Raw genomic sequence first — 11,833 nt, 5'->3', positions numbered from 1 at the left:
TCGTTTGAAGGATAAAAAAAGAATTGGGATTCAGCCCCAGGTTGAAACTTAATACGAGATCAAAGGGGTCAATTTTACTTTGCCATTTGAAAGGTAAAAGGGGTCAATTTTAGAATGCCGTTGACACTATACGTGTCCAATCTTTAAGTTTCAATGTGTTGGCATTGTTTGCATAAGTTGAACCCGTATATACAACACGCCCATTTACACTAACATCTTGTTCAATCGGTAGTTTCCAATCCGCTTCGACATTGGCTTGGAACTCCGGCACACCGATCACACGATGTCCATCAAATAAACCTTGGTATGTGTCTTTTTGCTCGGTATCAATCCAAGTTGCACCGCCCAATATCTTGATTGAATCTGTTAATTGACCATAGGCATTAAATTCAAGCCCTTGGTGAATATTCGTCGCTTGACTGATTTGTGCAGTCCCCGAGCTATTCACTGAGGCTTTTTGGCGATCTGTATAGAAATAATTCAATGTTCCACCAATCAAGCCATTTTCATATTTCACGCCCAGTTCTTTTTGTTTCGACACAAATGGATCGGCAATAAAGTTGTTGCCTTCGCTATCCAAAATCGCTTCGCCTTGAACCAAAGCTTCGATGTAATTGGCATACATAGACCATTCAGGCGTTAATTTATAACTCACGCCCAATACTGGTGTGAGCTGATTTTTATTAATATTGTATTTATAGGTTCCGTAAGAATATACGTCTTGATCAACTTCCTGATAACGCGCACCCAGCATGAGCGTTAAACGATCATCTAACATCGAAATATTGTCGCCCAAGGCAAAACTTTTCAACGTACTGACACCCGCTTTTGGATAAGTCCCTTCTCCCCCCAACCATTTGTCAATGTTTGAATCTTCGGTGTAAATCGGATCATAAAAATTATCATTCAAACTGGTGGCATATCCATAGCTATAGCGTTTATCTGCACGATATAAAGAACCAGAAGCGACCACTTGATGTTTTAAAGCACCTGTTTCAAATTGAGTTTTCACACCCAGTTCTGCTGAATGATTGCGATCTTTACGTGGAATCATCGATGCAGAAAGTTTTGCTGTTCCTGCTGCGGTATCACTTAATTGCTGGCTTGAGTAAACACCGGCTTCTTCTGATGTTCGAAAACCATATGCTGCATAGGCTGTCGTTGCATCGGTTATGTCATATTCTGCACGTACACTTCCGAATAAATCTTCTTCGTTTGAATAAGTCCACGCTTGACCATGATAATTAGCATATTGGGCTGCACTCGGAAGCTGTGTAACCGCATTGGTTAAACGTAAACTCGGTCGATTTTCTGCAAGGCGGTTATTGTTATACCCCAAATCACCAGATAGGCGGAGACGCTCCCCTTTGTAGTCCGCAGCAATCAAAGCCAATCCAAGTGTTTTCTTTTCTTGGTCAATCTCGGTTCCACCATCATGGTAAGCGGTATTGACCCGCACTCCAAATTGATCATCTGTCCCAAAGCGACGTGATACATCCGATGCCACATAGGCACCATTGAAGTTTGTCCCCACCGTCACACGTGTTAAGGGATCATTACTGGCTCGTTTCGGAAGCAAGTTAATTGAACCACCAATTCCTGTTCCTCCCGGGATTGCACCATTTAAAAATGCCGAAGCACCTTTGAAGACTTCTACCCGCTCAAACAGTTCTGTTGGAATATATTGGCGCGGCAATATGCCATACAAGCCGTTATATGCCGTATCATCTGATGCCAGTGCAAAACCACGAATAAAATAGGCTTCTTGAAAGTTCCCATAACCTTTGGCGGTACGCACACCAGCATCTGCTTGTAGCACATCCCCAACGCTTTTCGCTTGGCGGTCTTGAATATATTGCTGGGTATAACTAGTGATATTAAATGGTGTTTCTAAATTTTTCTGATTACCGAAAATGCCCACTTTACCACCTGTCGCGACTTGCCCCCCTGTATAAGGCTTCATTAAACCATTTGCAGAAGCATCCGCTCTCACGACCACATTAATGGCTTCTAGCGTTTGAACTTCAGTACTATCGATATTGGCAGCGGGATGTTCCGTTTCAGCGATTTCATTCGCATAAACATATGTGAACCCTTGTGTAGCACACGCCATCATCACACAGAGCTGCTTCATTTTTAACATTGGGAGAGTAATCCTAGAAAATACGCACACATAATAAATGATAATGATTAGCATTTATTCTTTCATTTCATCTTTTGCGATGCTTTTTATTTATTACTTTTTATTTTTTAATTGTAATTTTTTATTAAGCTCAACTTAATGAATTACACCCACCTGATTGCCGAAGAGCGATTTCATTCATCAAATACACAAGGATTAAGTAATTTAATTTCCACTCATGAAACCAATTTTCAAGCTTCATCTATCAGATGAAAACCCAAACAATGACAAATCATTCTCGGAGCTTAAGACAATGATTAACATATGCCTTCTACTACAGGCTTATTGAGGTGGATGAATAGCAAATCCATGTTCAACGGTATAACTGAGATTTTTATCGACCATCGGAATGGGTTCAAGTCGCGCAACCAATAGGGATTTTTGTACTTTTTGATCAAAGCTTTTAGAGCCTGAACTTGCGATGAGTTTTGAGCTACCAATATAGCCTGTTGCAGCAATCACGGTGAGCTGTAGTTTGACAGGATGCTTATATGTTTTCATTTCAGACGCAGACAGCACATATTGTGGTGCATTTACCCAAGAGACTTCATACATTTTCGGTTTGACATGTGGATCAATTACATCGGCAACACGCGTAGGTTGGTATTCTTCAACAGGTGTTTTTAATAATTGCAATAATGCATTGACCCGAGCATCTGTCGTGCGGTCTAGATTGCTGGCATCAACAGACGTTTTTACAACTTCAGATGCGCTCAGATTGCTATCTGCCCATGCTGTACCCACACATACGGGTAAAAAAACCGTTAAAACACAAATTCGACGTTTAACTATCTGCCTAAACAATGTGATGACCTTCAAATAAAGAGCCGTCAGTATAAAACATCCAAAAAAATAAAGACGCTTTCGCGCCTTTATATCAACCTCAGTTCCACCAATGATTCACATCATTTAGACTGAGCCAAAGCTTTTTCAATATCTTCATTCAAGGTTTCAGGCTTGGTCGTGGGTGCATAGCGGTTCAAGACCTGACCATTTTTCCCTATTAAAAACTTCGTAAAATTCCACTTAATGCCATTTCCCAATACGCCTTTCGAGTTATTGGTTAAATAACGGAAAATCACATGCGCTTCAGGGCCTTTTACATTTACTTTGGCAAACATCGGGAAAGATACGCCATAGTTTTTTTGACAAAACGCGCCAATTTGATCATTCGAGCCCGGATCTTGTCCACCAAATTGGTTGCATGGAAAGCCTAAAACCTCCAAACCTTGATCTTTATATTGTTCGTAAATTTTCTCCAAACCTGCAAATTGAGGAGTGAACCCACATTTGCTGGCGGTATTTACAATTAATAAAACCTTACCTTCATAATCTGCAAAGGATTTATTACTTCCGTCCAGTAATTCTGCTTCAAACTGGTGAATAGTTGTCATGGATAAGTTTCCTCATCATTTTTTTCTTTTGTTTCTAATTCTAAGGATGCCGAATTAATACAATAACGTAATCCAGTCGGCTGTGGGCCATCAGCAAAAACATGCCCTAAATGTGCGTCACAATGATGACAAACAATTTCTGTCCTGACCATACCGTGTGTCGTATCTACATTTTCTTCCACCGCAGCAGGTTCAATCGGCTTATAAAAGCTAGGCCAACCACAACCGCTATCGTATTTTGTTTCAGAAGAAAAAAGCGGTTCCCCGCAACAACGGCATACATAAGTACCAGCTTGTTTAGTATTCCAATATTTTCCAGTGAAAGCTTGCTCCGTGCCTTTCTGACGCGTTATGCGAAACTCTTCTGGTGACAATTCTCTTTGCCATTCTCTTTCTGTTTTATTGAGTTTTCCCATGATGACGTCCCTTTATATCGTGGTATTTAAAATAGGATAATCCTATATTTACGTCATTCATTCTTAAATTTCTAGTCTTTATTCAACAATTTACAAAATCTATATAATGACCAAAAAAGCAAAAGGTAAGCAAATCTAAATCAATGGTAAGCAAAATGCCAAATTAAATGCTTTTTTGTGAGCAACTTTAGTGATAATCTTAGCGCTACTCTTGCTCAGGATTAAAAAATGTCGCAGAAAAAGAGCGTAATTTTTAAAAATCTGCTGCCCGTGATCAAACAATATCAACAGGCAGGGTTTACGCATGAAAAAATAGTTGCTTTACTCAGAGACGAACATCATCTCGATTTAGTAACGACCGAGACATTTAAAAGCTATTTATACCGTTATGCAAAAGTGACCTCCACTCTTTCCGAGAATATAAAAATGCCGAATACGTTTAACACCCCACGCGAAATTAAGAAATCGTCTAAGCTCGAGCATGTTTGCTACGACATTCGCGGACCAGTGTTGCGAGCGGCCAATGAGATGGAAGAGGCAGGCCATAAAATTATTAAATTAAATATTGGTAACCCCGCACCTTTTGGTTTTGAAGCGCCTCAAGAAATTATTAACGACGTGGCACTCAACCTGCCAAATGCAATCGGTTATACCGACTCAAAAGGCATCTTCCCTGCGCGTAAGGCGATTTGTCAGTATTATCAACAAAAAGGTATCTTAAACATGCACGTGAATGACGTGTATGTTGGTAATGGCGTATCTGAACTGATCGTGATGGCAATGCAAGGCTTGCTCGACGATGGCGACGAAATGCTAGTGCCTATGCCAGATTATCCGCTTTGGACAGCAGCAGTTAACCTTTCTGGCGGTACAGCTATTCACTATAAATGTGATGAAGAAAACTTCTGGTATCCAGATATTGCCGACATGGAAAGTAAAATCACCCCGAATACCCGCGGTATCGTGGTGATTAACCCGAACAACCCAACAGGTGCGGTTTACCCACGTCATGTGCTTGAGCAAATTGTAGCTCTTGCGAAGAAATACGACTTAATTTTATTTGCTGATGAAATTTACGACAAGATCGTTTATGACGGTATTGAGCATGTTTCTGTTGCTTCATTGGCGGGTGATCAGCTGTGTATTTCTTTCAATGGCTTATCTAAAGCATATCGAATTGCAGGTTACCGTTCAGGCTGGATGGCAATTACAGGCGATAAATCACGCGCGCTAGACTACATTGAAGGTTTAGACATGCTCGCGTCGATGCGTCTGTGTGCCAACCACCAAGCGCAATATGCGATTCAAACAGCACTAGGTGGTTATCAATCAATTAATGATCTCATCCGTCCTGGCGGTCGTTTATATGAACAACGCAACATTGCTTGGGAAATGTTGAATGATATTCCGGGTGTGTCTTGTGTGAAACCAGAGGGTGCTATGTACTGCTTCCCTAAACTGGACCCTGAAATTTACCCAATTCAAGACGATGAGAAATTCATGTTGGATTTCCTCCGTGCTGAAAAAGTGCTTTTGGTTCAAGGTACGGGCTTTAACTGGCCAACACCTGATCACTTCCGTGTGGTGTTCTTGCCTGCTGAAAATGAACTACGTGAAGCACTGACTCGTTTAGGTCGTTTCTTGGCGAAAATGCGTTAATTCATAAGTGCTTTAAAAATAAAAAAACCGTACGTGCTGTACGGTTTTTTTATTACTGTATCCTTAAATTTGATTTCTATACTGTACTCACACCACAGCTATCTTTTTGAATAGTTAAGTTTTTAATAATTTATTTTGAGCTTAGACCTTAGTCAAAACTTTAAGATCTGTTGATTTTTCTACAGCATATTCATGTTATTTTTTAACCAATCATAAAAATACATGAGTACAGGATGTTCTCTAACAAAATTAAACTGAGCCTATTTCTCTGTCTAAGCATGTGCCTAGGCATCGGGATCTTACGTTTTTCCTATACTGCACTACTCCCTTCAACCCGTGAAGCATTTGGTTGGAGCCCAAGTTTTGCCAGCATCTTAGGCAGTGCCAATTTGCTCGGCTACTTGATCGGTGCATTTTGGGCCATGAAATTACCCCAAAATAAAAGCATGGTGAATTATATCCAACTCGCAGCTATTGCAGGGACACTCAGTTTACTCAGTTGTGCATTTTCAGGTTTTTCAGAACTTTGGTATAGCACTTGGCGCGTTATTTCAGGGATCAGCGGCGGCTTACTAATGATCCTCTCCCCAAGTGTCGTGGCCCAATGTTCACAGCTTCAAGACCGCTTTAAAATCAACTTTATTGGTTTCAGTGGTATTGGCTTAGGGGTGTTAATGGCAACGCTATTTTTGCCTTACATCCAACAAATTTCGACAATGTGGGCTTGGTTGATTTTGTTTGCTTTTTCAAGCCTGATTTGTATGTTACTCAGCGTGCTTTTGAAGAGTTTTAAATTACAGCTCACAACACTCACCGCGATTCCTGCAGTAGAACATAAAGTCGATGGAATTTTCTATTGTCTCTTAATTGTGTATAGCACCAGTGCTTTTGCTTACGTGCCCCATTCATTATTTTGGATTGACTATTTAACTCACACCCTACACCTGAGCCCGATCGGGATCAATTTCAATTGGATTTTATATGGTCTGGGGAGTGCTTTAGGGGCATTTGCTGCTTACTGCCTAGCACAAAAACTGGGAAATATCAGCGCTCTTAAAATTTTATATAGCTGCTATGTCTTCGCGATTTTTATAGCAATTATTAATATCCATCCACTTTTTACTTTTTTATCTTCTTTTGCTACAGGCCTACTCAATCCAGCAGTGGTTTTTCTTACCTCTTATACCATTCTGCAAATCTATGGTAGCGCCTATAAAAAGCTCTGGAGTATTGCAACCCTGTGCTTTGCATCTATTCAATTGATTGGCGGTATAAGCTTTAGTTTTTTACAGCGAATCGGTATTGATTATTCACAGCAATTTATTTTGGCCGCATGCGTGCTCTTCATTGGAACACTACAACTCTTTTGGTTCACTCGCACTGCAAAATTAAGTAAGCATCTCGTCTAGGTAGATCACAAGACATTCAACTACATCACCAATCATGTATATAAAGAAAAGACCTATTTAAATAGGTCTTTTCTTTTTGATAAATCGTGAATGGACTAAGCTTTTTTCAGCTTTTTCTTTAACTTTTTCAAAGCAGAATTATGCTTTGAAATTTTGTTCAACCTCGCTTTAATTTCCTTTTTAAGTGATTTGGTTTTCTTAGACAAATTCATCTCCTTCTCGTCTACGTATAAAACTTAAATTTCGATCAATTAAAAACCATTCGGCCAAATGAACTTTGATTCACAAAGTCTTTAGCCTACTAATGATGTTGTTGACGCTGATTTCGTTGATGTGGCTGTTGTTTCTGTTTTTTTTGGTCTTGTTGCTGTTGCTGTTGCTGATCATTTTGCTGCTGTTGATCAGTTTGTTGGTTTTGTTGATGCTGTTTACGAGACATTTCATTTCTCCTTATCATCATAAGTGTCACAATGTACTGTTACTAGATGTACATCTACTAAAGGACAACAACCAATGTACCGCTAATTTTCATGGAACCAACCCGATAAATGTTTCGAATTACGTCATTGTAAAATTTCTGGAGAATAATTAATTTGAAATCAATCCCCCTCTATTTTCTGCATTACTTAAGTTCACTCGAATAGTGTGGTTTTAAACTTTTAGTAACATGACAAGCATGCCAGACCATCTGATTGATTGCGTGAAGTCACCTTTTGAGTGCTGTTTTTTGAATGGTATTGAGAAGCTATGATTCTGTGTTTTTAATTATTCCCCATAAAAAAGACTGAATCATTCAGTCCTTTTTACCTAGCCTTTTTATACACCTAGCTTTTTTACACCTAGATTAGCAAATAAACTTAGTCCATATGCTCAATGATGGCTTGTCCAAACTCCGAACAACGCAAGAGTTTTGCACCTTGCATGAGTCGTTCAAAATCATAGGTCACTGTTTTGGCTTCAATCGCCCCTGCAATACCTTTAATAATTAGATCTGCAGCTTCTGTCCAGCCCATATTTCGCAGCAACATTTCTGCAGACAGAATAATAGAACCTGGGTTTACTTTATCTTGACCCGCATATTTAGGCGCTGTGCCATGTGTCGCTTCATATACTTGCACAGCGCCACCAATATTGGCACCCGGTGCAATACCAATACCGCCAACTTCGGCCGCCAAAGCATCTGAAATATAGTCACCGTTTAAATTTAGGGTAGCAATGACTGAATAATCGGTCGGACGCATTAGAATTTGTTGTAAAAATGCGTCTGCGATCGCATCTTTAATCACGATCTCTTTGCCAGTTTTCGGATTTTTTATTTTGACCCAAGGACCGCCATCTAGCAATTCACCACCAAAGCGCTCAACTGCGACTTCATAGCCCCACTCCTTAAACGCCCCTTCGGTATATTTCATGATATTGCCTTTGTGCACCAAAGTGACATTCGGCTTATCGTTATCAATGGCGAATTGAATGGCTTTACGCACTAGACGTTGAGAACCTTCTTTAGATACAGGCTTAATCCCGATACCGCAATTTTCCTCAAAGCGAATCTTGGTGACGCCCATTTCCTCTTTAAGAAATTTGATCATTTTCTTGGCTTCAGGTGAATCTGCTTTCCATTCGATCCCAGCGTATATATCTTCTGAGTTCTCTCGGAAGATCACCATGTCTGTACGTTCAGGATGCTGAACAGGTGAAGGAACGCCCTTAAACCAACGTACTGGGCGCACACAGACGTAGAGATCTAATTCTTGACGTAGTGCAACATTTAGCGAACGAATGCCACCACCGACAGGTGTCGTTAACGGCCCTTTAATTGAAACTACAAATTCGCGTAAAGCCTCAAAGGTTTCTTCGGGCATATAGGTACCATAAATTTTATTGGCTTTTTCACCACAATAAACTTCCATCCATTCTATGGCACGTTTTCCACCATAAGCTTTTTGTACTGCGGCATTCACCACAGTTTTCATCACGGGCGTGATATCAACACCAATACCATCACCTTCAATAAATGGAATAATTGGATTATTGGGAACATTGAATGATAAGTCTGAATTTACTGTAATTTTTGTCCCATCCACTGGAACGACGATCTTCTGATAACCCATTTTTATGATCCTCCCTGAGAAGCGAGTGAAAAAATAATTGCTGTTTGATAAGACTTTTAATTGCGCTTCACGCATAATACTCTAAAGCAAATCTACCTTTTTTGAGATTTAGATGGGAAATAGCTGCATTTCCCTATTGAATAAATCTTAACCAATTTGAATTATTGTATTTAATAGAAGTTATTTCCTATGAAAATCGTCATCTTAAACAAGCCATATGACGTGCTCTCCCAATTCCGTAAAGACGAAGCGCATATGACCATATCTGACTTCGTGGACGATCCTAGTCTACGTATTGCAGGTCGTTTAGATATGGACTCCGAAGGTTTGGTATTTTTAACCGATCATGGTGGTTTAAATCAGTACATCACCAATCCTGAAAATAAAAAGTTCAAAACCTACTTAGTGCAAGTCGATGGCGACATCACAGAAGAAGCGCTTGAACAATTACGTAAAGGCGTTGAGCTAAAAGATGGTATGACCTTACCAGCCAAAGCCATTAAAGTGCAACAGCCAGAATGGTTATGGGATCGTGATCCTCCTGTACGTTTCCGTGCAAACATTCCAACCTCTTGGGTTGAAATCCAAATTTGCGAAGGCCGTAACCGCCAAGTTCGTCGTATGACTTCAGCAGTAGGTTTCCCGACTTTACGTTTAATTCGTACACGTATTGGTGCCATCGATTTAGTTCAATTGGGTTTAGAACCAGGTAAAACCAAAGAAATTGAACCGTTACTTTACCCTGACTTTCAAAATGTACCTGCAGAAGAACCTTACCGTTCGCGCTCTTATGTGAAAAAACCTGGCGGTACAGGTGGTAAGCCAATGGTTCGTAAGAATAAAGATGGCTCAGTGAAAAAGTCTGGTACAAAACGTATCTGGCAAATGGATGAGAGCGAAAAACCAAAACGCCGTACCAATGGTACAACTCGTCCGAATACCAAAGCCCCTCGTGGCCGTGGTCGTAACGGACGTTAAGATTTAAGAATTAAAGCTCACGAAAGTGGGCTTTATTTTAATGGAATTTCTCGCTGTAAAATTAGCCCCTCAGGTTGAGGTTTCATCTTTTCCTCAAACTGCACTGCAAAAGATAAATACATCAAAGAATTTCTAACTAATCGAACAAGATCCATTAATGAGTTTTCAAATTCTGATAAAGGTATTTCTAAAATATAGTTTGCTTTCTTTTCTTTTTCTTTTATCTTTTCTAAGATTTCCAGATATTCAAAAGTCTCTACTTCGCCTTGTTTTATTAAAATATTCTGCTGATCTTTTAAGTTCTGATATGCAAATTCTGACGTCATATCAAATTTGGTATTTAATTCATATCCAAAATCATCAATAACTCTAAAAGACCTATGCTCTAGACAATTACGAATTTTTGATAATCTAGGCTTTTCAATTTTTTCTCTAGAATTTAATTCGCTCACTTTATCATGACCATTCAGCTGATCAGATTCAATTTCTTTTAAAATATAGAACAAAGCATGTAAAAAGTAGTTCTTTGAATCCTTCAGTTTATCACGTGGCTTAAATTTTCTATTTTCATTCCATCCAAAAACTTTTGAAAAAGTAATTTGACGATCATTCATTTCTAAATCTAAATACTTAGCTAAAAAGTATGAAATTTTGTCAAAAATTGAATATAAAATTCTAAAAGCCGATTTCATTTGTGATGTTTTTAAATTATCAATTGCATGTAAAGTATCATACACATGTGGATAGGTTTTATTATAAAAATGTTGAGTATCCGTTTTTATTTCAGAAGCTTGAAAAATTAAAAATCTAGCATAAGTATATTCATTTCTAAGCTCATCAAAATTTGAATGATATACGAGACTTTCTTTAAGGCTCAAAGACGAATTAATTTTATAGGTCATATCAGGAAGCCCCAAAATGTCCTGAAGTACAATTTCATCCTCAAATAAATCGTTTAAGTCATTTAAAAATAATTTGTTTTCTGCACTCCAAACTAGATACCTAAGCTCAGCCTTAGTTTTTGTCTTTTGTTTATATTCTTTTACATAATCAAAATCAGTATCTTGGAAGTGCTCTTGATACCAACAAGTAAAATGATATAAATCACCTGTCTCCTTTAACGGAATTTTCTGTTCCTCTTCTAAAGCATCAAAACTCATGTATGCCTGCTTTATCAACTGATTTGCAAAATAGTAATGAATATTTACATGTGATTGGTCATACAGTTGACTTGACCTAAAAATTACACCTTGTGCTTTAGCAACTAACGCTACAGGGTTATTATCCATTTTTATTGCTTGATCCCAATAATATTGAGCACAAAAACTGCGCCCTATTGAAGATAAAAAATTCCCAAAATTTGTTAAAACAAATGATAATAATCCATGATTATCATTTGTTTTTTTAAGGATATATAATGACTTCTCATACAAATTAACCGTAGTTATTAAGTTTTTCGAAAACCAATGCTCATCCTGATATTTATAAATTTCTGAACTACAATTCGCTAAAATATAGTAAAAATAGCCTTTACAGCCATCATCAGTAAAAGTGAACTCGTTATCAAAATGAAAATTAAACCACTTTATTAATTCAGCTTTTCGACTTGTATCCAATAATAAATCATCTACCAACCCTGCAAATGAATTTAATTGTTGCAGCCCCAATTCCATAATTTTTCTAA

General features: G+C 38.5%; 10 protein-coding genes. 3 read left to right on the top strand and 7 right to left on the bottom strand.

Going from position 1 to position 11,833, the window contains the following annotated elements:
* Positions 1 to 109: 109 nt before the first annotated feature.
* The 4 genes from FTU38_RS09665 to msrB form a co-directional block, all read right to left on the bottom strand.
* Positions 110 to 2,143 (bottom strand): TonB-dependent siderophore receptor, encoded by a 2,034-nt coding sequence (locus FTU38_RS09665; protein ID WP_180111053.1) that lies wholly within the window; start codon positions 2,141 to 2,143, stop codon positions 110 to 112.
* Positions 2,144 to 2,464: 321 nt separating this feature from the next.
* The gene (locus tag FTU38_RS09660) at positions 2,465 to 2,986 is read right to left on the bottom strand and encodes an energy transducer TonB (protein ID WP_180111052.1); all 522 of its coding nucleotides are present in this window, start codon (positions 2,984 to 2,986) and stop codon (positions 2,465 to 2,467) included.
* A gap of 101 nt (positions 2,987 to 3,087) precedes the next feature.
* A complete protein-coding gene (locus tag FTU38_RS09655) occupies positions 3,088 to 3,576 on the bottom strand; it encodes a glutathione peroxidase (RefSeq protein WP_078189057.1) in 489 nt (162 codons plus the stop codon).
* Positions 3,573 to 3,992, bottom strand: coding sequence for a peptide-methionine (R)-S-oxide reductase MsrB (msrB, locus tag FTU38_RS09650; protein ID WP_078189058.1), 420 nt, complete (start codon positions 3,990 to 3,992; stop codon positions 3,573 to 3,575). Before msrB ends, FTU38_RS09655 begins: the two co-directional genes overlap by 4 nt.
* 228 nt (positions 3,993 to 4,220) lie before the next feature.
* Here msrB and FTU38_RS09645 point away from each other — a divergent pair, with 228 nt between their 5' ends.
* Positions 4,221 to 5,651, top strand: a complete 1,431-nt coding sequence (locus FTU38_RS09645; RefSeq protein WP_078189059.1) for a pyridoxal phosphate-dependent aminotransferase — start codon at positions 4,221 to 4,223, stop codon at positions 5,649 to 5,651.
* Between the two features lie 233 nt (positions 5,652 to 5,884).
* Complete coding sequence (locus tag FTU38_RS09640; RefSeq protein WP_180012098.1) at positions 5,885 to 7,060, top strand: YbfB/YjiJ family MFS transporter; 1,176 nt, start codon at positions 5,885 to 5,887, stop codon at positions 7,058 to 7,060.
* Positions 7,061 to 7,361: 301 nt separating this feature from the next.
* Here the strand turns inward: FTU38_RS09640 and FTU38_RS09635 are convergent, their stop codons facing one another.
* A complete protein-coding gene (locus FTU38_RS09635) occupies positions 7,362 to 7,499 on the bottom strand; it encodes a hypothetical protein (RefSeq protein ID WP_180004097.1) in 138 nt (45 codons plus the stop codon).
* A gap of 418 nt (positions 7,500 to 7,917) precedes the next feature.
* The gene (gene icd, locus FTU38_RS09630; RefSeq protein WP_180111051.1) at positions 7,918 to 9,171 is read right to left on the bottom strand and encodes an NADP-dependent isocitrate dehydrogenase; all 1,254 of its coding nucleotides are present in this window, start codon (positions 9,169 to 9,171) and stop codon (positions 7,918 to 7,920) included.
* 189 nt (positions 9,172 to 9,360) lie between these two features.
* Here icd and FTU38_RS09625 point away from each other — a divergent pair, with 189 nt between their 5' ends.
* On the top strand, positions 9,361 to 10,149 hold the full coding sequence (locus FTU38_RS09625) for an rRNA large subunit pseudouridine synthase E (protein WP_180111050.1): 789 nt from the start codon (positions 9,361 to 9,363) through the stop codon (positions 10,147 to 10,149).
* Between the two features lie 32 nt (positions 10,150 to 10,181).
* Here FTU38_RS09625 and FTU38_RS09620 read toward each other — a convergent pair whose 3' ends face one another.
* Entirely contained in the window at positions 10,182 to 11,822 is a 1,641-nt protein-coding gene (locus FTU38_RS09620) for an LA2681 family HEPN domain-containing protein (protein WP_218954048.1), read from the bottom strand.
* Positions 11,823 to 11,833 lie beyond the last annotated feature (11 nt).

Source organism: Acinetobacter sp. YH12098 (assembly GCF_013419235.1).
In the GTDB taxonomy this organism is placed as follows: domain Bacteria; phylum Pseudomonadota; class Gammaproteobacteria; order Pseudomonadales; family Moraxellaceae; genus Acinetobacter; species Acinetobacter amyesii.
This window is presented reverse-complemented; position numbering and strand designations above follow the sequence as displayed.

Excerpts from the sequence above, each read along its gene's own strand:
- FTU38_RS09645 (WP_078189059.1), top strand. The coding sequence starts at position 4,221 with ATGTCGCAGAAAAAGAGCGTAATTTTTAAAAATCTGCTGCCCGTGATC.
- msrB (WP_078189058.1), bottom strand. The coding sequence starts at position 3,992 with ATGGGAAAACTCAATAAAACAGAAAGAGAATGGCAAAGAGAATTGTCA.
- FTU38_RS09635 (WP_180004097.1), bottom strand. The coding sequence starts at position 7,499 with ATGTCTCGTAAACAGCATCAACAAAACCAACAAACTGATCAACAGCAG.
- FTU38_RS09620 (WP_218954048.1), bottom strand. The coding sequence starts at position 11,822 with ATGGAATTGGGGCTGCAACAATTAAATTCATTTGCAGGGTTGGTAGAT.
- FTU38_RS09655 (WP_078189057.1), bottom strand. The coding sequence starts at position 3,576 with ATGACAACTATTCACCAGTTTGAAGCAGAATTACTGGACGGAAGTAAT.
- FTU38_RS09665 (WP_180111053.1), bottom strand. The coding sequence starts at position 2,143 with ATGTTAAAAATGAAGCAGCTCTGTGTGATGATGGCGTGTGCTACACAA.
- icd (WP_180111051.1), bottom strand. The coding sequence starts at position 9,171 with ATGGGTTATCAGAAGATCGTCGTTCCAGTGGATGGGACAAAAATTACA.
- FTU38_RS09625 (WP_180111050.1), top strand. The coding sequence starts at position 9,361 with ATGAAAATCGTCATCTTAAACAAGCCATATGACGTGCTCTCCCAATTC.
- FTU38_RS09640 (WP_180012098.1), top strand. The coding sequence starts at position 5,885 with ATGTTCTCTAACAAAATTAAACTGAGCCTATTTCTCTGTCTAAGCATG.